Here is a 20,249-nt window from a genome sequence, read left to right as displayed (position 1 = left end):
GCCGGCGATGCCCCTGCTCGACGTACGCGATCTCTCGGTCACCTTCGCCCGGCGCGGCCAGCGCACCGTCCGCGCCGTCGACGGCGTCTCGTTCGGCGTGCACGCCGGCGAGGTCGTCGGCCTGGTCGGCGAGTCCGGCTGCGGCAAGAGCGTCACCTCGCTGGCCATCATGGGCCTGCTGCCGAAGCAGCGCGGCGTCACCATCGACGGCGTGGCCGACTTCGACGGCACCGACCTGCTCAAGACCGACGCGCGGGCGATGCGCGACATCCGCGGCCGCGACGTCGCCATGATCTTCCAGGACCCGCTGTCGTCGCTGAACCCGGTCGTGCCGATCGGCGTCCAGGTCACCGAGGTGCTCACCCGGCACCGGGGCATGAGGGGCGAGGCCGCGACAAAGGAGGCGACGGCGCTGCTCGACCGCGTCGGCATCCCGGACCCGGCCCGCCGGCTCAAGGAGTACCCGCACCAGCTCTCCGGCGGCATGCGCCAGCGCGCCCTCATCGCGATGGCGGTGGCGTGCAAGCCGCGGCTGCTCATCGCCGACGAGCCCACCACCGCGCTCGACGTGACCATCCAGGCGCAGATCCTCGAACTGCTCAAGGAGCTGGTCCGCGACTCCGGCACCGCGCTCATCATGATCACCCACGACCTGGGCGTGGTGGCCGGCATGTGCGACACCGTCAACGTCCTCTACGCCGGCCGGGTCATCGAGAACGCCCGCCGCAAGCCGCTGTTCTACGAGCCGCGCCACCCGTACACGACGGGCCTGCTGCGGTCGGTGCCGCGCCTCGACGCGGGCCGCGGCACGCCGCTCAACCCGATCCGCGGCTCCGTGCGCGACGTGCTGCCCTGGCCGGACGGCTGCGCGTTCGCGCCGCGCTGCGACCGCCGCGTCGACGCCTGCGTCGGCGAACCACCCGCGCTCGTCGTCGGCTACGACGGGCACGGCTACCGGTGCGTGAACCCGACGCCGCAGGGGGCCCAGCCGTGACGAATCTCGTGGAGGTCAAGGACCTCGAGGTGCACTTCCCGATCAAGCGGGGCGTGCTCTTCGACCGGGTCGTCGGCCACGTCAAGGCCGTCGACGGCGTCGACCTGACGATCGTCAAGGGCAAGACGTACGGCCTGGTCGGCGAGTCCGGCTGCGGCAAGTCCACGCTGGGCCGGGCGCTGCTGCAACTCACGCCGCCCACCGGCGGCGAGGTCGTGTTCGACGGCGTGCCGCTGACGTCGCTGCCGCCGAAGCAGCTGCGCGCGATGCGCCGCCGCATGCAGATGATCTTCCAGGACCCGATGTCCAGCCTGGACCCGCGCATGAACGTCGAGTCCATCCTCACCGAGGGCCTGCGCGCGCACGGCGTCGGCGGCAACCGCACCGAACGCCGCGCCGTCATCGCCAAGACCCTCGACGCCGTCGGCCTGCCCCGCTGGGCCCTGTCGCGTTACCCGCACGAGTTCTCCGGCGGCCAGCGCCAGCGCATCGGCATCGCCCGCGCCCTCGTGCTCGGCCCCGAGCTCATCGTCGCCGACGAGCCGGTCTCGGCCCTCGACGTGTCCATCCAGGCGCAGGTCGTCAACCTGCTCGACGAGCTGCAGGACCAGCTCGGCCTCACTTACCTCGTCATCGCCCACGACCTGGCCGTCGTCCGGCACATCTCCGACACCGTCGGCGTCATGTACCTCGGGGCGCTGGTCGAGGAGGCCGCCGCCGACGACATCTACGCCACGCCGCTGCACCCGTACACCCGCGCCCTGATGTCCGCCGTGCCCGTCCCCGACCCCGACGTCGAGGACCGCCGCGAACGCATCCTGCTCGCCGGCGACCTGCCGTCCCCGGCGAACCCGCCGTCCGGCTGCCGGTTCCACACCCGCTGCCCGTGGGCGCAGCCCACCCGCTGCCGCGATGAACGCCCCGCCCTGCGCGTCATCGGCACCGCCACGCACCGCGTCGCCTGCCACTGGGCCGAGGACATCGAGGCCGGGCGCCTGCGCCCGCACTCCGTCGAGGCGTCGCTGGTCACCCCGCCCGAGATGGCCGGGGCGAAGGAGGCGCAGGGCGCGCTGGAGAGCGCCCTGGAGAACCCCGGCGGTCCGGTCATCTGAACCGGGCGAACCGGACGGGGCAGCGGCGGCGTCCGCGGATCGCATAACCTACGCGCGGCTGCGGCATCGACCGCAGTCACCACGGGGGACCAGTAGGAGTGATCAACGTGCGCATCCTGACCACGTTCGCAACCGCCGCCGCCGCGATCGCCGCCGCCGGCGCCATCGCCGCGACGGGCGCCGCCGCCGCCAACGCCGCCGATGCCGACCAGCCGGGCGGCCTGGTGGAAGACTTCTCGTACCCGAACGCGGACGAGATCCTGGCCCAGCACAACGTCAAGCTGAAGTCCGGCGACGGCAACATCCTCTTCGTCGACTGCGCCGTGCCGGGCGACGTCATCAAGGTCGAGTCGTACGACCACACCGGCGAGATCTGCTTCCAGCTGCGCGGCACCCACGGCTACCTGTCGCTGGAGATCGCCCGCGCGGTGTTCGTCTACAGCGAGAACAAGCCGGTCGAGGCCACGGTCGTCCTGGCGGGCGAGACCGAGCCGGAGGCGCCCGTCGAGGTCGCCCCGAACGAGTGGACGCCGATCGGCGAGGCCGCCAACCTGCCGTCCGCCACGCTCCTCGAGATCCGCGCCTGACCACCACGTCCTCCATCGGACAGGCCCGACGGTCCGAGATGACAACTGACCCGGTGGAGTACGCGTGGGTGACGGGCGAGCCGCCGGCCGGGCTGCCGGACGCCGCGCTGATCACCGCGGAGCCGGGTTGAGCGGGTCCGACGGTGTCTGGGAGCGGCCGCCGCGCTACGCCGGGCTGGTCATCTTCAGCCGGCGCCTCACGCCGGCGCAGATCACCGCCGTGCTCGGCGTCCAGCCGGACTACTGCCATGCCACCGGCGACATCCCGCGCGGCCTGCGGCACCCGCGGCCCGCGCGGGATGCCGTCTGGGCGATCGAGGAGGTGGGCGACGCCGGTCGCCCGTTGTCAGCCGTCGTCGAGGCGGCCGTCCGGCGTGCGGTGCCGCTGCGGTCGTCGTTGCGCGAGCTCGCGGTTCAGGATCCGGACGTCGGGATCACGCTGGACGTGGTTCACACGATCGGCCCGGACGACGAGGGCGGCCTCGGGTTCGGTCTGCTGCCCGATCAGGTCGCCTTCCTGGCGGACGTCGGGGCGTTGCTGGACGTGGACCAGTACCGGGGCTGGTAGCCGGCGTCCGCTCAGCCCTCGGGGCGGTTGAGCAGGGCGAGCGCGACCGCGTGGACCGCGTCGAGGTCGGCCGGGTGCTGCAGTTTCGTGGTGCCGCCGGTGACGACGTACCACTCGTCGGCGTCCTTGTACTGCACGCGCAGGGTGACGGTGTCGCCGGCCAGTTCGGTCTTCAGGGTCAGGTCGCCGGTGACGACACCGACCTCGTCGGTCATCACCCCGCCCGGGCCCGCCACCAGGTCGGCCGTGCGGGCCTCGGCGGCGGCGGTCGCGGCGGCCGCGGCGGCGTTGGCAGCCCCGCGCATCGCGGCCTCCGCGACGGCGGAAACCGGGGGAGCGGCCGGAGGCGCGGCCGGGGGCGGCGCAGCGTCGGCCGGGGGTGGGGTGGTGACGGACTCGTCGGTCATGATGCGCACGTCTCCAGCATGTCGGCCAGGGCCATCTTCTCAGCGGTCGTCACCGTGAGTTTCCAGTGCGCCTTGACCGCAATCCAGTCCCGGGCGTACGAGCACCAGCTTTCCCGGCGCGGCGGCTTCCACTGGGACGGGTCCTGGTCGCCCTTGGAGCGGTTCGTGGCCTGGGTGGCGACGACGAGTTGCGGGGTGTCGAGGTCGTTGGCGAACTCGCCGCGCTTGGCCTCGGTCCACTTCGCCGCGCCGGAGCGCCACGCGTTGGCCAGCGGGACCATGTGGTCGATGTCGACGTCGGCGGGTTTGTAGACGGTCTTGCCGTCGTACACGCTGTAGAAGGTGCCGCCGGTGACGTTGCAGCCGCGGTGGCGGACCTTCTGGCCGTCGCGGGTCAGGACGCTGTCGCGGATATCGCAGTTGTCGCCGGTGTCGCGCCAGTGCGGGAAGTGGTCGCGGCTGTAGCCGCGCATGCTGGCGGCGCGGGCGACGGTGAGGTCGTCGAGGGTGGCGTTGCCCGTGGCGGCGCCGGGGTCGCCGGACGGTGGGGCGGGGTAGATCTCGCAGCCGGTGAGGGCGAGCAGGGCGGCGGTGGACAGGACGGCGAGGGGGGCGCGCACCCCACCAGCTTACGAAGGATCGTCCAGTTCGTCCTCGACGTCCGATCCGTCACGGTCACTCGGCGTGCCGCCCGGCCGTGGTGGCCGGGCGGCGCCCGAGGGTCAGGACAGGCGGCCCGCCGAGCGGTTCACCGCGCTGGTGACCGCCTTCATCGACGCGGTCACGATGTTCGCGTCGAGGCCGACGCCCCACACGGTGCGGCCGTCCACCTCGCACTCCACGTACGCGGCGGCCTGGGCGTCGCCGCCCGCGCTCATCGCGTGCTCGGCGTAGTCGTGGACGCGGACCTGGATGCCCAGGGTGGCCAGCGCCTGCACGTACGCGTCGATCGGGCCGTTGCCGACCGCGACCAGCGGGCGGCGGTTGCCGCCGAACCACACCTCGGCGTCGATCTCGACCTTGCCGTCGACGGACGCCGTCGAGTATCGCTCCAGGTTGACCCGCTTCACCTGCTGATGGTCGACCAGGTACTCGGCCGCGAAGATGTCCCACATCTTCTGCGGGTCGACCTCGCCGCCCTGGTCGTCGGTGACGGCCTGGACGACGCCGGAGAACTCGATCTGCAGGCGGCGCGGCAGTTCCAGGTGGTGCTCGGACGACATGACGTACGCCACGCCGCCCTTGCCGGACTGCGAGTTGACCCGGATGACGGCCTCGTAGCTGCGGCCGACGTCCTTCGGGTCGATGGGCAGGTACGGCACGCCCCAGGTGAACGCCTCGACGGGGGTGCCGGCGGCGGCCGCGTCGGCCTCGTGCGCGGCGAAGCCCTTCTTGATGGCGTCCTGGTGGGAGCCGGAGAAGGCGGTGTAGACCAGGTCGCCGGCGTACGGGTGGCGCTCGTGCACGGGCAGCTGGTTGCAGTACTCGACGGCGCGCTTGATCTCGTCGATGTCGGAGAAGTCGATCTGCGGGTCGATGCCCTGGCTGAACAGGTTGAGGCCCAGCGTGACCAGGTCGACGTTGCCGGTGCGCTCGCCGTTGCCGAACAGGCAGCCCTCGATGCGGTCGGCGCCGGCCAGCAGGCCCAGCTCGGCGGCGGCGACGGCGGTGCCGCGGTCGTTGTGCGGGTGCAGGCTCAGGATCACCGAGTCGCGGCGGGGCAGGTTGCGGTGCATCCACTCGATGCTGTCCGCGTACACGTTGGGGGTGGCCATCTCGACGGTGGCCGGCAGGTTGATGATGAGCGGCCGGGCCGGGGTGGGGTCGATGACGTCGATGACGGCGGAGCAGATCTCCAGCGCGTAGTCGAGCTCGGTGCCCGTGTACGACTCGGGGCTGTACTCGTAGAAGATCTCGGTGTCCGGGGTGTGGATCTCCGCGTACTTCTGGCACAGCCGCGCGCCGGTCGTGGCGATGTCGGTGATGCCGGCCTTGTCCAGGCCGAAGACGACGCGGCGCTGCAGCGTCGACGTCGAGTTGTAGAAGTGCACGATGGCGCGCTTGGCGCCGCGGATCGACTCGAACGTGCGGTCGATCAAGTGCTCGCGGCACTGCACCAGCACCTGGATGGTGACGTCGTCGGGGATCAGGTCCTGCTCGATGAGCTGGCGGACGAAGTCGAAGTCGGTCTGGCTGGCGGCGGGGAAGCCGACCTCGATCTCCTTGTAGCCCATCTTGACCAGCAGCATGAACATGCGCCGCTTGCGCTCGGGCGACATGGGGTCGATCAGGGCCTGGTTGCCGTCGCGCAGGTCGACGGCGCACCAGCGGGGCGCGGTGTCGGTGCGGCGGGACGGCCACTGCCGGTCGGGCAGGTCCACGGAGTAGGGCGCGGCGTACGGCTGGTAGCGCTCGTACGGCATGGCGCTGGGATTCTGACGGGCGATGGGGTCAGCGGACACGGTGGCTCCAAGGGAAAGAGGTCCGAGAGGGGGCCGACCGCGCTGTCAGGAAAGCGGCGCGCGCGTCAACTCCGCGACGAGGTGCCGGCCTCGGATGGGGCCTCGTCGCGGCAGCGAAGAAGGAGCGCCTGCCACATGTCGTCGGTGATCCTACGCCCTCAGCCCGCGACCGACAGCACCAGATCGGTGATGGCCCGTCGTTCGCGCAGCCGGAACTCGAGCCGGCGCAGGTCGGCGGGCAGCGTGCCGGGGTCGCCGAGGCGGCCGGCGGCGACCACGGCGTGCAGGTGCACCTCGGCGGGCAGCTCCAGCTCGGCGTGCAGCGCGGCGGCGTCGAAGTCGAGGACCTGGCGGGTGTGCAGGCCCAGCGCGACGGCCTGCACGCCGAGGTGCGCGACGGCCTGGCCGAGGTCGTACGGGTCGGCCCCGTGCACGTGCCCGGCCGCGATCAGCGCGCCGGCCCGGCCGGCCCAGCGCTGGTCGTCGTCGGTGAGGGCGGTGAAGATCCGCTTGTACGCCGGGTCGTCGCGGCGGCCGACGACGAAGCGCCACGGCTGGGCGTTACCGCCCGACGGCGCCCAGCGGGCGGCCTCCAGCATCGACGCCAGGTCGGCCTGCCGCAGCTCGTGACTGTCGTCGAAGCCGCGGGGGCTCCAGCGGGCCGCGAGGACGGGGTGTAGGTCCGGCATGGGGTCGAGTCTGCCGCATCGATGAGACCGGTTCGTGCGCGGGGTTCACGTTCCGTGTTTACAAGATCACCCAGGGGCAACGGCGGACGGCGCCGCGGAGGGCGGGAACGACGGCGGCGGGGGCGGCGGCGGCGGGGTGGCCATGCCGAGCGGCTCGCCCGACACGACCGGGCCCGCCAGCGACACCGACGGCGGGGCCGGCGACGGCGGGCCCTGCAGCACCAGCGTGCCGAAGCCGGTGCGCGCGGCCGTGAGCAGGCCGTCCGGCGCGAAGCAGTAGATGCCGATGTCCATCGGGGCGTCCAGCGCAGCCGAGATCGACTCGACCGAGAAGCACGAGCCCTGCGCGCCGGGCAGCGGCGCGCTGGCCGACACCGCGATCGGCGTCTGCCGGTCGATCAGCACCTCGATCCAGTCGCTGAACGGGTGGTGCACCCGCGGGTCGTACCTGCGTGGGACCCGCCCCTCCGCCTTCGCGACCTGCACACACGTCGACGGCAGGGCGACCGTGGGCGACGTCAGCGCGCACGAGTAGATGCCCGCGCCGAGCTGCGCGATCGACACGTCCGCCGTACCCCCGAGGGCCCCGCCGGGCACGTCGACCCGCCAGCTGCCGTCGGCGGCGCGGGTGGCGACCACCGTGCGCGGCTCCCGGCCCCCGCCGGTCAGCGTGTAGAGCGCGCTGAACGCGCGGTCCTTCGCCGCGGCCGCCAGGCCCGCAACCTGCAGCCGGGCGTCGTTGATCGGCGGCGCCGACGGCGCCGGCCCGGGCTCGGCCTCCGGCGGGGGCGCGGTGCAGCCCGCCACGAGCGCGCCGAGCGCCGCGAGGCCGAGGAGGGGGTACGAGGGGCGCATCGAGACATTCTCGCCTCCGGGCCGCAAACGCCGCGTGCCCGCGCCCGGGCGTGTCGCGCAGGCCGGATCGTGGGATCGGCCGATGGGCGGACCCCGATGCGCCGGTACCCTGGTCACGGATTTCCGGTCGTCGAGGGAAGGAACCGCCGCCGTGGCCCTGGTGGTGCAGAAGTACGGTGGCTCGTCCGTCGGGGACGCCGAGCGCATCAAGCGGGTGGCGGAGCGCATCGTCGCCGCGCGCAAGGCCGGCGACGACGTCGTGGTCGTCGTGTCCGCCATGGGCGACACGACCGACGAGCTGCTCGACCTGGCCAACCAGGTCAGCCCGCTGCCGCCCGGCCGCGAGCTCGACATGCTGCTCACCGCCGGCGAGCGCATCTCCATGGCGCTGCTCGCCATGGCCATCCACAACCTGGGGTACGAGGCGCGCTCGTTCACGGGCTCGCAGGCCGGCGTGCTGACCACGTCGACGCACGGCCGCGCCCGCATCATCGACGTCACGCCGGGGCGCCTGCGCGGCGCGCTCGACGAGGGCGCCATCGTCATCGTCGCCGGCTTCCAGGGCGTCGCCCAGGACACCAAGGACATCACCACGCTCGGCCGGGGCGGCTCCGACACCACCGCCGTCGCGCTCGCCGCCGCCCTCGAGGCGGACGTCTGCGAGATCTACACCGACGTCGACGGCGTCTACACGGCCGACCCGCGGATCGTGCCGGACGCCCGGCACATCGAGCAGATCACGTACGAGGAGATGCTCGAGCTCGCCGCCTGCGGGGCGAAGATCCTGCACCTGCGCAGCGTGGAATACGCTCGGCGGTTCAACCTGCCGATCCACGTGCGCTCCTCGTACTCGCAGAAGAACGGCACGATGGTCAAGGGATCGATGGAGGACCCGAGCGTGGAACAGGCACTGATCACCGGGGTCGCCCACGACCGCAGCGAAGCCAAGATCACGCTGGTCGGGGTGCCCGACGAGCCGGGCGCGGCGGGCCGCATCTTCGAGACGGTCGCCGGCGCCGAGATCAACATTGACATGATCGTGCAGAACGTGTCGACCGAGGGCACCGGGCGCACCGACATCTCGTTCACCCTGCCGAAGGCCGACGGCCCGCAGGCGATGAGCGCGCTCAACAAGATCCAGGACGCGGTGAAGTTCAAGAGCCTGCTGTTCGACGACCACGTCGGCAAGGTCTCGCTCATCGGCGCCGGCATGCGCTCGCACCCGGGCGTCGCCGCCCAGTTCTTCGCCTGCATCGGCGCCGCCGGCGTCAACATCGAGATGATCTCGACCTCCGAGATCCGCGTCTCCGTGGTCTGCCGCGACACCGACCTCGACACCGCCGTGCGCGCCGTGCACGCCGAGTTCGAGCTGGGTGGCGGAGAGGAAGCCGTCGTCTACGCGGGCACCGGGCGCTGACGCCCGTGGCCCGGCAGCCCACCCTCGCCGTCGTCGGCGCCACCGGCGCCGTCGGCAGCGTCATGCGCGAGCTGCTGGGCTCCCGGCGCAACGTGTGGGGCGACATCCGGCTCGTCGCCTCCGCCCGCTCCGCCGGCCGCACGCTGCCCTGCCGCGGCGAGGAGCTGCCGGTCCACGAACTCACCGCCGACGTGTTCGACGGCGTCGACGTGGCCATGTTCGACGTCCCGTCGGACGTGGCCGCCGAGTGGGCGCCGGTCGCCGCGTCCCGCGGCACCGTCGTCGTCGACAACTCCGACGCCTTCCGCATGGACCCGGACGTGCCGCTCGTCGTCACCGAGGTCAACCCGCAGGCCATCCGCCACCGCCCGCGCGGCATCGTCGCCAACGCCAACTGCACGACGATCGCCATGATCATGGCCGTCGCCCCGCTGCACCGCGAGTACGGCCTGCGCGAACTCGTCCTCGCCAGCTACCAGTCCGTCTCCGGCGCCGGCCAGTACGGCGTCGACACCCTGCACGACCAGCTGACGAAGGTGGCCGGCGACCGCAGCCTCGGCTCCCGCCCCGGCAACGTCCGCCAGTCCGTCGGCGACGACCTCGGCCCGTTCCCGGCCCCCGTCGCGCTCAACGTCGTGCCGTGGTCCGGCGACCTGTGCGATCTGGGCTGGTCGTCCGAGGAGATGAAGATGCGCGACGAGACGCGCAAGATCCTCGCCCTGCCCGACGTGAAGGTCTCCGCCACCTGCGTCCGCGTCCCCGTGGTCACCGGCCACTCCGTCGCCGTCCACGCCGTCTTCGCCGCCGAACTCGACGCCGACGGCGCCCGGGCGGTACTCAAGAACGCCCCGGGCGTCATCCTCGTCGACGACCCCGCCAACGGCGAGTTCCCGATGCCCATCGACGCCGTCGGCACCGACCCATCCTGGGTGGGGCGCATCCGCCGCTCCCTGGACGACCCGCGCGCTCTGGACTTCTTCGTCACGGGCGACAACATGCGCAAGGGGGCGGCGCTGAACACGGCGCAGATCGCGGAGCTGATCGCGGCGGAATTCGCCGCCCGGTAGCTGGCACCTGGCCGATTCGGCTCACCCGGCCGCCGCGTTTCGCCATGATGGCGGGATGGGCATCCTGCGCACCACGGAATGGCGGTCGACGCGTGCGCCGCACGAGACCGACGCTGCCCTGCGGGCGGCGATGGCCAAGCTGTCGATGGAGGTCTCGGGCCCCGTCGGCGCCATCGAGGCGGCGAGCAAGCGGTCGCTCATGAAGAACCGCTGGGCGGCCAAGATCTCCGCCCAGCTCACCCCCCGCGGCGACGGCGCCGCCGTCCGCTGGCGGGTCGACGCCCTCGGCGACAAGCACTTCGACATCCTCGACGACATCGCGGCCGAACTGCCCGCCGGTCTGCTCGACGACCAGGGCATCGCCGCCGCGGTGGCCGACCTGGGGCTGCACCGCGTCTTCGGCCGCAAGGAGATCCGCCACCTGCACAACGTCCTGCACGTCGACGAGGACGTCGTGGCGCTCGGCACCGGCCAGTACGGCAGCAAGCTGGGCCTCGTGGCGCTGACCAACGACCGGTTGTTCTTCTTCGAGAAGAGCCTGCTCAGCCTCGAGTCCCTGGACGAGTTCCCACTGGCGTCGATCGCCTCGCTCACGGTCCAGAAGTCCCGCACCGGCGAGACGCTCACCGTGCACAGCTCCGGCAACACCGTCGAGATCAAGAACATGGGCCACGGCCAGGCCGACGCCGTCGTCCGCGGCCTGCGCGACGTCCGCGCCGCAGCCGCCGCGCCGGCTCCCGCTTCGGCGCCGGCTCCCGCGCCCGCGGACGACCCGGTCGCCCGGATCGAGCGGCTGGCGGGTCTCCGCGACAAGGGCCTGATCAGCGACGCCGATTACGAGCAGAAGAAGGCCGAGCTGCTCGGTCGCTTGTAGGCGGCACTACCCCAACCGGACGGGTACGGGAGCGACGCGAGGAAAGTTCACCACTATTCCTTAAGCTTTCTTAACAGATATTGACGAAGCCTCATATGTCCGGTTGAGTGCTGGTCATCTCCGCGGCCGAGCGCGCGCGACGCGTCCCCGTCGTGCCCGGCCACCGGAGGCCCCCCGTTCCCGCAGTGCGGTCCCCCCAACGCACGAAAGGTCACCATGAAGAAGAAGCGTCTCCTGACGATCCTGGCCACGGCCGGCGTCGCCCTCGCCGGCACAGCGGCCGCCGTCATCCCCATGACCGGCGCCTCGGCGGCGGACTGCGCGGCCGCCTGGAACAGCGGCGCCGTCTACAACGGCGGCAACATCGCCTCGCACAGCGGCCGCAACTGGCGCGCCCAGTGGTGGACCCAGGGCGAGACCCCCGGCACCACCGGCGAGTGGGGCGTCTGGCGCGACCAGGGCACCTGCTCCGGCGGTGGCGGCGGCACCAACCCGCCCCCGCCCCCGCCGCCCCCGCCGGGCAGCGGCACCGTTCAGAACTGGCAGGCCGGCACCGACTACCCGGCCGGCTCGGTCGTGCGCTACACCAACGGCCAGTGCTACCGCGCCAAGCACGCGAACCCGGGCTACGACCCGATCATCAGCACCTGGTTCTGGGAGCCGACCACCTGCTCGGGCGGCGGCACCACCAACCCGCCCCCGCCCAGCAACCCGGGTGCCTTCCCGGTGACCGAGGCTCAGTTCAACCAGATGTTCCCGAGCCGGATCCCGTTCTACACCTACGGCGGGCTGGTCAACGCGGCGCAGAAGTACGTTGCCTTCACGGAGGGTGCCGCCGGCAAGCTCGAGGTCGTGGCCTTCCTCGCGAACATCGCCCACGAGTCCGGTGGCCTCAAGTACACCGTCGAGCTGAACACTGCGAACTACCCGAACTACTGTGATGCGAGCCGTCCGTACGGATGCCCGGCCGGCCGGGCCATGTACTACGGCCGTGGCCCCATGCAGCTGAGCTGGAACTTCAACTACAAGGCGGCCGGCGACGCGCTCGGGCGTGACCTGCTCAACAACCCCAACCTGGTCGCGACCGACGCGACGATCGCCTTCGAAACCGCCGTCTGGTACTGGATGACCCAGAACGGCCCCGGCACGCGGCCGGCGCACGTCGCGATCCGTGCGAACGACTTCAACGGCACCGTCCGCGCGATTAACGGCTCCATCGAGTGCAACGGCGGGAATCCCGCTCAGGTTCAGAGCCGCATCAACAACCTGGAGAACTTTGCCAGGATCGCGGGGGTCAACCTGTCCGGTGTCGCTAGGGACGCGAGGTGTGGCGGCTGAGTGACCGCTGAAAGAGGGTACGGTCCGCCCGGGCCGTGCCCTCTTTTCGTGCCCGATGCTGCTTGGCATGGTCCGATCCGGCCGGCCCGGCCGACGGTGACAGCCGCCGAGTGCGCCGCCGCGGTGATGCTGATCGGCGCTGCGCCCTGACTGTCCACCGTGCGCGGTCGCCGTTCCGGACGACCACCTGTCGGCTTTGCCGGGGGCGAAGTCGGACCGTTTCACTGCCGTTGCGGACGGTGACCGGAGCGGACGATGTGGAGGTTCGCTTCGCCTCTCCGTCCCGGAGGTAAACCCCCATGCGTATCGCTCTCGCCGCCGTCGTCGCGGCCACCATCGGCGCCGTCGCCGTCCTCCCCGGCGCCGCGTCCGCGGCCGCCGCCGCGCCCACCCTGCGGTTCCACGGCGCCCAGTACGACTCGCCCGGCAAGGACACCCGCAGCGCGGCCAGCCTGAACGCCGAGTGGATCTCGCTGGTCAACAGCGGCACGTCCGCCGTCAACCTCAAGGGCTGGACGGTCCGCGACAAGGCCAATCACGTGTACACGTTCGGCAACGTCAGCATCCCCGGCAAGGGTGGCCGGATCTGGCTGCACACCGGCAAGGGCACCACGAAGGCGCCGAACGCGTACTGGGGCAGCGGCAACTACGTCTGGAACAACACGGGCGACACGGCGTACCTGCGCCGGCCGTCCGGGGTGGCGCACGACTCGTGTTCGTGGAAGCAGAAGAGCGGGCGCACCTGGGTGGCCTGCTGAGGTTGACGTCGTGGGCTAGGGTCCGCGCCATGATGCGACGGGTGTTCGCGGGCGCGGCCCTGGCTGTGGCGGTCGGCGGCGGTGTGCTGTGGGCGTACGGGCTGGCGGTGTGGCAGCCGGTCACCGAGGCGTCGGGGTTCGCCGAGAACGACACGTACTGGGCGCGCGACGTCCGGTGGGCTGCCGCGACGGCGGCTGTCGGGGCGTTGCTGGCGCTGACCCGCGGCGACCGGCGGGTGCTGTACGGGGCGGGTGCGTGGCTGGCCGCCGACCTGGTGCTGGACCGGGCCGGGGTGACGCCGTGGCCGGTGCTCGCACTGATCCCGGCGGTGCTGCTGCTGCGGCCGTACCGGGCGAACCGGCTGGTGCTCACCACGGCCGCGGCCGTGTGCGCCGCCACCGCGCCGGTCGCGGCGATGGTCGAGTCGCCGACCGACACGGAGGCGGCGCTGGTGCCGTCGCGGCTGGCGGCGGCCGTCCTGCTGGTGCTGGCGGCGGTGGGGTGTGCGCTGGCGGCGGCCCCGTCCCGGGCGACCGCCCGGCTGGGTGTCGCCGCGGTTGTCGGCGTGGTGGCGGCGGGGGCCGTCGCCGCGTTCGCCGCGTCGTCGGGGGAGCTGCTGCCGGGCGCGCTGATCGGCGGCGGCCTGGTCGCGGCGGTGTGGGCGCTGACCGGCCCGTGGCCCGGCTGGCCGCGGCTGCTCGGCGTGCTGGGGGCGGTGCTGGTGGGGTACCCGCTGCTGGTGTCGGTGGCGGCGTTCGCCCAGATCTTCGTCCCGGTGGCGGCGCTGTTCACGGCCCTGGCGGGCAGCCCGGCGGTGAACTCGGCCGACTCCGACGTGCTGTACGTGGCGGTCGGCATCGTGCCGGGCCTGGTGTTCGCGGTGGCGGCCGCGGTGGGACGGCGCCTCGACGACGTCGTCCCGGCCGGCCCGGGCGCACAACCCCACGCGGCCTGACCGGTCCCTCCGGGCCGCCGTGCGACCCTCTTCTCATGCCGACGCCGCCCGACCGCCGCAAGCGGCACGGCGTCCACTACACGCCGCCGCCGCTCGCCGCGTTCCTGGCGTCGCGCGCCGCGGCGTTCGCCCCGCCGGGCCGGCCGCTGCGCGTCCTCGACCCGGCCTGCGGCGACGGTGAACTGCTCGCCGCGGCCGCCGCCGCCCTCGGCCCCGGCGTGCGGCTGACCGGCTACGACCGCGACCCCGCCGCCGTCGCCGCGGCCCGCACCCGGCTGCCCGCCGCCGACCTGCGCACCGCCGACTTCCTGGAGACCCCGCCGCCCGCCGCCGGCTTCGACCTGGTGATCACCAATCCGCCGTACGTCCGTACGCAGGTCCTTGGCGCACACCGCTCGGCGGAGCTGTCGGCGCGGCTGGGCCTGCGCGGACGCGTCGACCTGACGCACGCGTTCGTGGCGCTGGCCGGGCGGGCGCTGCGGCCCGGCGGCGTGCTGGCCCTGCTGTGCGCGAACCGGTTCCTGTTCACCCGGGCCGGGGCGAACATGCGGCACACCCTGACCGCCGGGTACGACGTCCGCGAGGTGTTCGACCTGGGCGACACCCGGCTGTTCGACGCGGCGGTGCTGCCGGCGATCGTGATCGCGACGGCGTCGGCGCCCGCCACGGAGCCGGGCCCGTCACGGTACGTGCGCGCGTACCAGTCCGCCACAGCGGCGGCGGGCGGCGACCTCTACGCCGCCCTGCGGGCCCCCGCCTCGTCCACCGCGACGGTCGACGGGCGCACCGTCGACGTCACCGTCGGTGAGCTGGCCGCCGCCCCCGACCCGGCCGAGCCGTGGCGGCAGCGCACGCCCGCCGGGGAGACGTGGCGCGCCCGGGTCGCGGCGGGCACGTGGCGGCGGTTCGGCGACCTGGCGAAGATCCGCGTCGGCATCAAGACCACCGCGGACGCCGTGTTCGTCCGCGACAACTGGGACGCCCTGCCGCCGGCCGTCCGCCCCGAGGACGACCTGCTGCTGCCCCTGCTCACCCACCGCAACCTGACGGCCTGGTCCCCGCCGACCGACCCGGCGACCCGCGTGCTGTACCCGTACGACCGCTCCTCCGACCGCCGCCGGCTCCTCGACCTGGCCGCGTACCCCCGCGCCCGGTCCTACCTGGACCTGCACGCGGACCGACTCCGGTCCCGGCGGTACGTCACCGACGCGGGCCGCGCCTGGTACGAGATCTGGGTGCCGCAGCGCCCGTCGTCCTGGCGTTCGCCCAAAGTGGTCTTTCCCGACATCAGCGTCCGCGGGCGGTTCGCGCTCGACCGGTCGGGCGCGGTGGTCAACGGCGACTGCTACTGGATCAATGTGGACGAACTGCCGTCGGAGGACGTCGCCCTGCTGATGGCGGGGGTGGCGAACTCGTCGTTCGGCGCCGCGTTCTACGACCGGACGTGCGGCAACCAGCTGTACGCGGGGCGGCGGCGGTGGATCACCCAGTACGTGGAGCGGTTCCCGCTGCCGGACCCGGACTCCGTGGCGGGGCGGCAGGTGGTGGCGGTGGCGCGCAAGCTGTGCGAGGCGGGCGCGGGCGACCAGCCGGACCTGCTGGCACTGCTGGACGAGGCGGTGGCGACGGCCTTCGACGTGGCCTGACAGGCGGGGCGAGCCCCGCACTTGTGCCTTGCCGTGCGCGCAGCTCGCTCGGGCGCCGGGCGTACGGACGCCGCAGCGCGGCCGGCGTCGATGAGGCCGCTCATCGCGGCGGCACGACGATTGGCGTGCTGCCGGCGGCGGGCGCGACCGCACCGGCTGATCAGCCGCGCGGATCGAGTTCGTCGAGGATCGCGGCGGTCGTCCCGCGCCGGACGTGCGCGTACCCGGTGCCGGCCCACAGGTTCAACGCCTCGGCGTCCCCGGCCCTCGCGGCGGCGGCCCGGATGGGCGCGGTCAGGTGGTGCACGGCCGGGTAACCGAGGGGCGCGACCGCCGAGTACGCATCGGTGAACCGGTTCCGCAGCGCCCGCGCGGGCCGCCCCGTGAACGCGCGCGTGACGACGGTGCCCCGGCCACCGGCGCCGTCGGCGAGCAGCGCGTCCAGGTGCGGCGCGCGCGTCCCGGCCTCGTCCGCGGCGAGAAACCGGGTCCCGACCTGCACGGCAACCGCGCCACCCGCGACGATCCTGGCCACATCGGCGGCCGTGCCGACACCACCCGCACCCACCAGCGGCACGTCCACCACCGCACGAACCTCCCGCAGCACATCCACCACCCCGCGAAGCCCGGTATATCCGCCCGGGTCCGCGGTGCCGGCATGCCCGCCCGCCTCACCACCCTGCACGACCAGCACGTCGGCGCCACCGGCGACCGCCGCCCGGGCCTCGTCCGCACCGGTGACGGTCACCAGCACGACCGAGCCGCCGGCACGCAGGTCCCCCACCAGCGCCGCGGGCGGCACCCCGAACGTGAAGCTGACGAACGGCGGCCGCACGTCCAGCGCCAGCTCGGCCTTCGCCGCGAACGCGTCGTCGTCGTGCGGCCGCACCGGCGGCAGCTCGACGCCGTACCGCTCGCCTTCGGCCCTTAGCGTGTCGCGGTAGCGCTCGACGGCCTTGATGTCGGCGGGCGGCTGGTCGGGGACGAACAGGTTGAGCCCGTACGGGACGCCGGCGGCCGTCAGGGCTGCAATGTCGGCGGCGACGGCGTCCACGCTGCGGTAACCGGCGGGCAGGAAGGCGAGGCTGCCGGCGCGGGCGGCGGCATGGATGAGCGCGGTGGTGGTCGGGCCACCCGCCATCGGGGCGACGATCACCGGCCGGTCGAACATCGCGCCTCCTCGACCGCGGCCCTGCGCGCCGCTCGACCCGGCAGCACGCGGACCTCCCGCTGCCGATCGGGTCCGACGCCGCTCTCCGTCATCGCCTGCTGCACGAGGCCGAGGTCGGCACCGTGCGACCGCATGTGCCGGATCTACGGAGCGTACCGATCCGGCCTGTCACGAACCAGCTCGGAAACCAGCCGCAGCTCGAGGCAGACGACCGGCACGACGTGCCGGCCGATGTGGACCTCGGCGTAGTGCTGCCACGGGCCACTCCCGATGCACTCGAACGCCCCGCCGTCCGTCGGCGTCTCGACGGTGCTCGCGCTGACGAAGACCTTGTCGACGACGACGGTGGCGTAGTACTGCCGGGCCGTGGGGAGCCAGACGGGCGGCTGCGGGCAGGCGAAGCCGCCGAGCGCGGCAACGAACCGGTCGACGTCGCCGCGGTGCGCGACGAGCAGGTCGATGTCGCCGGTCGGCAGCTCGACGCCTTGCGAGAGCGGCGCCGGTGCCGACGAGCCGGTACCCGAAGTCCCGTCCCACCCGGTCGAGCACGAGCCTCAGGACCCGTTCCAGGTCCGCCCTGTCGCGCAGGGGCCGTCCCGCCGTCGTCTCCACCACCACCACCCCATCGCGCCCCTGGGGTACGACGAACTGCCGAGCGCTGAAGGCGGCTACCGTCGGTCACTGCGGGCGGCGTGGCGTGCGAGAGCATGAGCAAGCCGTGGAAGTGCCGGCTGGGCTGGCACTCATGGGTCCGGCGGCACGACACCCCGGACCCCAACCTGCGGGTCTGCCGGCGGTGCGGCAGGCACACCGACGTCGGCGGGCTGGGGGACTGGGCGCCCGCTTCGGCTGAGGCGGCATGCCGCCCACCGCAGGGGCCGTCCCCGAAACGGCTTCGCCTGGGTCGTCGGTGGGCGGGATGCAACCTCATTCCGGGGCCCGAGCGCTCCTGCCGGAGGCGCCCATGGGGTCAGAAGTTATCGCAGCAGCTGGCCGGCGCGCCGGCCGATGCCGGCCGGAGGCGCGGCCGGCCGCGCCGCGCTTGCGCGGCGTCTTTGATTCAGTACAGGCAGATTCGGCAACCCTTATCGGTCAGCCGCCACGACCGGCGAGCTTTGGACGGAAGCGCCAACGCCTACCGGTCCGTCGTCCGGCCCAGGACCGCTGCCGACGCCTGGCGTAGTCAGGGCGCTAGGTGCCCGGCGGTGCTCGTCGGTCAGCGTGCCGCCTGGACCGTTCCGTTGGCGTTCGTCGTCATGGTGGGCGTCTCCCTGTGCACCGCGGGTCGCGTGCCCGCCGACGTGGGCGCCACGATGTTGCGCCTGCACGCACTACGTTTATGGATCTCTTAATGTTCCTCGCTGAACCGCGGCCGTCGACCGCCCCGTACTCATCGGTACTGCAACGGGGCCGTCGAGGATCGTGAAGGAGCGGTGAATGCATCGGACCAGCAAGAGCAATCGGACGCGCAAACTGACGTTGGGAGCGGCCGCCGCGACGCTGGTCGCAGGGATCTTCGCCGTCAGTACGGGGATCGGGCACGCGGGGGAGAACTGCGCGGACCTGGACACGGCGCTGCAGAACAACCGGAACTTCATCGCCGGGCAGCGGGCGAATCCCGACGCGTTGTCGGACGCCCGCGTCGCCAACCGGCAGGCCGTGGTGGACCTGATCCAGCAGCGGCGGGCGGCGGCCGGCTGCACGGGGGACGCCGGTGCCGCCAACCCGCCCGCGAACGCGAACCCCCCGGCCGACGCAAATCCGCCGGCCGCGAATCCGCCGGCCGCGAATCCCCCGGCGAACCCGCCCGACGCGGGTTCGGACCAGGGCGGAGCGGCGGGGAACGCCGGGGCCGGCTCCGGTAACATCGACGCTCTGGTGCCGGCGCTGGGTTTCAGCCCGGGCGATCCGAACGCGACGGCCGACCGCGTCGGCCCTACCGGGATTAACGTTCCCGGTCGCTGCCCACCCACTCAAGCCCAGGTGAACGCGCAGGTTGCGCTCAAGAATGCGAACTTCCCGAGTGGAACGGACCTTGAGAGCCGCATCCAGCGTTATGAGAAGACCCTGTCGGCGATTCAGGACTTGAAGTGCCCCGCATCTTCCACGACTTTGCTGGGCCGCTTGAAGTCCTTGACCGCGCTGCGCGGAGACGCGAACCGCGATAACGTCCTGCGCGGTTTGGGTTTGAACGAAACGCCGGCGGGATAAAGCCGCGGGGAATGCGGCGCCGCAAACGCCCCAGCGAAACAAGCGCCGCCGCGGACAACGGCAACCTGATCCTTCGCGGATCCTGATCCACCGCACGGAACCGCCTCGCCGGAGGCCCTCGCACCACGGGGGTCTCCGGCGCGTCCGTGCGTGGGCCATGCGCGCGGGCACGCTGACCGACCCCGGCGGGAGGAGTATCGCGAGCCCCTCAGGCACCGCACCGGCGAGCTGCTCGGCGTCTGCCGGCCACGGTTTTGGGAGGCGCTGGCCGGGAGCTTCGGCGAGCGCACCATCGGGTCCACGGCGGGACGGAGAGCACGCTGAGGGCGGTGGCGCTTTCCTGCGGAGCCGAACCCGTCGTCCGCCCATCGCTCGCACGTCACCGGAGCGGTCATGCCCGCTCCGCAAGCCGCGGCACCACGCGCTCGGCGTCCTGGCGGAACTCCGGCGGCGGGGGTTGCGGATCGGCCTGCTGAGCGACTGCGGTGCCGAGCCGGCGGAGTGCTGGAGCCCCGTCGCGTTCGTCCCGCTCGTCTTCTCCTGGCAGGATCGATGCCGCAAGCCCGATTGACGGCTCCATGCGCCGGTGGCGCGGCGCGCCGTCCGGGTGGTGCGGGTCGCTGAGGACCTCGGGTCACGTCGGGCTCACGCCGTATCCGAAGTCGAAAGCCGGCCGCAGTTCCGTCCCGCTGCCTGCATTCGTCGTTCAGGCGCTCACCGCGCACGCCAGGGCGTACGAGCCCGATGACGATGATCTGATCTCCGTGGCGTGCACCGGCGCGGCTCTCCAGCGAGGCACGTTGCGGGCTCGGGTACGGAAGCCCGTCCTGCAGCGCGCCGGGTGCCGTGGAGCTTCGCTTTCACGATCCGCAGCACTCATACGCGACGTGCCGATCAACGACGTGGCCCTGGTGACGGGTCATTAGTAGACACCCACGACGCTGGATCGCTACACGCACTCCACGAGTGAGCGAGACAGTAGGGTGCTGACTAGCCGGGAACGGATCAGGGCCCTCCCGTAGGAGGGCCTGAGCTGCACATCTACTTGGTCGGGGTGGCCGGATTTGAACCGACGACCTGTTCGTCCGAATTGGGTCAAGGTCAACTCAGCACATGCGGACTTCGCTATACATGCTG

At 72.6% G+C, this 20,249-nt stretch carries 18 protein-coding genes; 12 read left to right on the top strand and 6 right to left on the bottom strand.

Going from position 1 to position 20,249, the window contains the following annotated elements; all coding sequences use genetic code 11:
- Nucleotides 1-7 precede the first annotated feature (7 nt).
- From Sya03_RS08340 to Sya03_RS08325, 4 genes are all read left to right on the top strand, one after another.
- A complete protein-coding gene (locus Sya03_RS08340) occupies nucleotides 8-994 on the top strand; it encodes an ABC transporter ATP-binding protein (RefSeq protein ID WP_203937600.1) in 987 nt (328 codons plus the stop codon).
- On the top strand, nucleotides 991-2,106 hold the full coding sequence (locus Sya03_RS08335) for an ABC transporter ATP-binding protein (protein ID WP_203937599.1): 1,116 nt from the start codon (nucleotides 991-993) through the stop codon (nucleotides 2,104-2,106). Before Sya03_RS08340 ends, Sya03_RS08335 begins: the two co-directional genes overlap by 4 nt.
- 107 nt (nucleotides 2,107-2,213) lie before the next feature.
- Nucleotides 2,214-2,693: a hypothetical protein gene (locus Sya03_RS08330; protein ID WP_203937598.1), complete on the top strand. Its 480-nt coding sequence runs from the start codon at nucleotides 2,214-2,216 to the stop codon at nucleotides 2,691-2,693.
- A gap of 127 nt (nucleotides 2,694-2,820) precedes the next feature.
- Nucleotides 2,821-3,261, top strand: coding sequence for a DUF4279 domain-containing protein (locus Sya03_RS08325; protein ID WP_203937597.1), 441 nt, complete (start codon nucleotides 2,821-2,823; stop codon nucleotides 3,259-3,261).
- An 11-nt stretch (nucleotides 3,262-3,272) separates the two neighbouring features.
- On the opposite strand, the gene Sya03_RS31715 is transcribed toward Sya03_RS08325, so the two are convergent.
- The 5 genes from Sya03_RS31715 to Sya03_RS08300 form a co-directional block, all read right to left on the bottom strand.
- The gene (locus Sya03_RS31715) at nucleotides 3,273-3,668 is read right to left on the bottom strand and encodes a hypothetical protein (protein WP_308442132.1); all 396 of its coding nucleotides are present in this window, start codon (nucleotides 3,666-3,668) and stop codon (nucleotides 3,273-3,275) included.
- Nucleotides 3,665-4,288: an HNH endonuclease family protein gene (locus Sya03_RS08315; RefSeq protein ID WP_203937596.1), complete on the bottom strand. Its 624-nt coding sequence runs from the start codon at nucleotides 4,286-4,288 to the stop codon at nucleotides 3,665-3,667. The genes Sya03_RS31715 and Sya03_RS08315 overlap by 4 nt, the downstream gene beginning before the upstream one ends.
- A gap of 102 nt (nucleotides 4,289-4,390) precedes the next feature.
- Nucleotides 4,391-6,091 (bottom strand): 2-isopropylmalate synthase, encoded by a 1,701-nt coding sequence (leuA, locus tag Sya03_RS08310; protein WP_203937666.1) that lies wholly within the window; start codon nucleotides 6,089-6,091, stop codon nucleotides 4,391-4,393.
- 197 nt (nucleotides 6,092-6,288) lie between these two features.
- Complete coding sequence (locus Sya03_RS08305) at nucleotides 6,289-6,819, bottom strand: nitroreductase family protein (protein ID WP_203937595.1); 531 nt, start codon at nucleotides 6,817-6,819, stop codon at nucleotides 6,289-6,291.
- Between the two features lie 66 nt (nucleotides 6,820-6,885).
- Nucleotides 6,886-7,674: a hypothetical protein gene (locus Sya03_RS08300; RefSeq protein ID WP_203937594.1), complete on the bottom strand. Its 789-nt coding sequence runs from the start codon at nucleotides 7,672-7,674 to the stop codon at nucleotides 6,886-6,888.
- A gap of 151 nt (nucleotides 7,675-7,825) precedes the next feature.
- Here Sya03_RS08300 and Sya03_RS08295 point away from each other — a divergent pair, with 151 nt between their 5' ends.
- The 7 genes from Sya03_RS08295 to Sya03_RS31500 all read left to right on the top strand — a co-directional run bounded on the left by Sya03_RS08295 (nucleotide 7,826) and on the right by Sya03_RS31500 (nucleotide 15,730).
- The gene (locus Sya03_RS08295; protein WP_203937593.1) at nucleotides 7,826-9,091 is read left to right on the top strand and encodes an aspartate kinase; all 1,266 of its coding nucleotides are present in this window, start codon (nucleotides 7,826-7,828) and stop codon (nucleotides 9,089-9,091) included.
- A 5-nt stretch (nucleotides 9,092-9,096) separates the two neighbouring features.
- Nucleotides 9,097-10,158 (top strand): aspartate-semialdehyde dehydrogenase, encoded by a 1,062-nt coding sequence (locus Sya03_RS08290; RefSeq protein ID WP_203937592.1) that lies wholly within the window; start codon nucleotides 9,097-9,099, stop codon nucleotides 10,156-10,158.
- A gap of 55 nt (nucleotides 10,159-10,213) precedes the next feature.
- Entirely contained in the window at nucleotides 10,214-11,032 is an 819-nt protein-coding gene (locus Sya03_RS08285; RefSeq protein ID WP_203937591.1) for a PH domain-containing protein, read from the top strand.
- A 294-nt stretch (nucleotides 11,033-11,326) separates the two neighbouring features.
- Complete coding sequence (locus Sya03_RS08280) at nucleotides 11,327-12,370, top strand: glycoside hydrolase family 19 protein (RefSeq protein WP_306889763.1); 1,044 nt, start codon at nucleotides 11,327-11,329, stop codon at nucleotides 12,368-12,370.
- Between the two features lie 299 nt (nucleotides 12,371-12,669).
- Complete coding sequence (locus Sya03_RS08275) at nucleotides 12,670-13,128, top strand: lamin tail domain-containing protein (protein ID WP_203937589.1); 459 nt, start codon at nucleotides 12,670-12,672, stop codon at nucleotides 13,126-13,128.
- Nucleotides 13,129-13,157: 29 nt separating this feature from the next.
- Entirely contained in the window at nucleotides 13,158-14,084 is a 927-nt protein-coding gene (locus Sya03_RS31505; RefSeq protein WP_203937588.1) for a hypothetical protein, read from the top strand.
- A 35-nt stretch (nucleotides 14,085-14,119) separates the two neighbouring features.
- Nucleotides 14,120-15,730 carry an Eco57I restriction-modification methylase domain-containing protein gene (locus tag Sya03_RS31500; protein ID WP_203937587.1) on the top strand — a complete coding sequence of 537 codons (1,611 nt, stop codon included), beginning with the start codon at nucleotides 14,120-14,122 and terminating at the stop codon, nucleotides 15,728-15,730.
- A gap of 160 nt (nucleotides 15,731-15,890) precedes the next feature.
- Here Sya03_RS31500 and Sya03_RS08260 read toward each other — a convergent pair whose 3' ends face one another.
- A complete protein-coding gene (locus Sya03_RS08260; RefSeq protein ID WP_203937586.1) occupies nucleotides 15,891-16,901 on the bottom strand; it encodes a nitronate monooxygenase in 1,011 nt (336 codons plus the stop codon).
- Nucleotides 16,902-18,338: 1,437 nt separating this feature from the next.
- Between Sya03_RS08260 and Sya03_RS30855 the strand changes: the two genes are divergently transcribed.
- Nucleotides 18,339-19,112 carry a hypothetical protein gene (locus tag Sya03_RS30855; RefSeq protein ID WP_239107203.1) on the top strand — a complete coding sequence of 258 codons (774 nt, stop codon included), beginning with the start codon at nucleotides 18,339-18,341 and terminating at the stop codon, nucleotides 19,110-19,112.
- Nucleotides 19,113-20,249: the final 1,137 nt, after the last annotated feature.

Origin of the sequence: Spirilliplanes yamanashiensis (assembly GCF_016863475.1) — a bacterium.
Lineage (GTDB): Bacteria > Actinomycetota > Actinomycetes > Mycobacteriales > Micromonosporaceae > Spirilliplanes > Spirilliplanes yamanashiensis.
The sequence above is the reverse complement of the archived record's forward strand: the minus strand, read 5'-3'. Positions and strand labels throughout refer to the sequence as shown.

Excerpts from the sequence above, each read along its gene's own strand:
- Sya03_RS08340 (WP_203937600.1), top strand. The coding sequence starts at position 8 with ATGCCCCTGCTCGACGTACGCGATCTCTCGGTCACCTTCGCCCGGCGC.
- Sya03_RS31715 (WP_308442132.1), bottom strand. The coding sequence starts at position 3,668 with ATGACCGACGAGTCCGTCACCACCCCACCCCCGGCCGACGCTGCGCCG.
- leuA (WP_203937666.1), bottom strand. The coding sequence starts at position 6,091 with ATGCCGTACGAGCGCTACCAGCCGTACGCCGCGCCCTACTCCGTGGAC.
- Sya03_RS08305 (WP_203937595.1), bottom strand. The coding sequence starts at position 6,819 with ATGCCGGACCTACACCCCGTCCTCGCGGCCCGCTGGAGCCCCCGCGGC.
- Sya03_RS08300 (WP_203937594.1), bottom strand. The coding sequence starts at position 7,674 with ATGCGCCCCTCGTACCCCCTCCTCGGCCTCGCGGCGCTCGGCGCGCTC.
- Sya03_RS08285 (WP_203937591.1), top strand. The coding sequence starts at position 10,214 with ATGGGCATCCTGCGCACCACGGAATGGCGGTCGACGCGTGCGCCGCAC.
- Sya03_RS08280 (WP_306889763.1), top strand. The coding sequence starts at position 11,327 with ATGACCGGCGCCTCGGCGGCGGACTGCGCGGCCGCCTGGAACAGCGGC.
- Sya03_RS08275 (WP_203937589.1), top strand. The coding sequence starts at position 12,670 with ATGCGTATCGCTCTCGCCGCCGTCGTCGCGGCCACCATCGGCGCCGTC.
- Sya03_RS31505 (WP_203937588.1), top strand. The coding sequence starts at position 13,158 with ATGATGCGACGGGTGTTCGCGGGCGCGGCCCTGGCTGTGGCGGTCGGC.
- Sya03_RS31500 (WP_203937587.1), top strand. The coding sequence starts at position 14,120 with ATGCCGACGCCGCCCGACCGCCGCAAGCGGCACGGCGTCCACTACACG.
- Sya03_RS08260 (WP_203937586.1), bottom strand. The coding sequence starts at position 16,901 with ATGTTCGACCGGCCGGTGATCGTCGCCCCGATGGCGGGTGGCCCGACC.
- Sya03_RS30855 (WP_239107203.1), top strand. The coding sequence starts at position 18,339 with ATGCATCGGACCAGCAAGAGCAATCGGACGCGCAAACTGACGTTGGGA.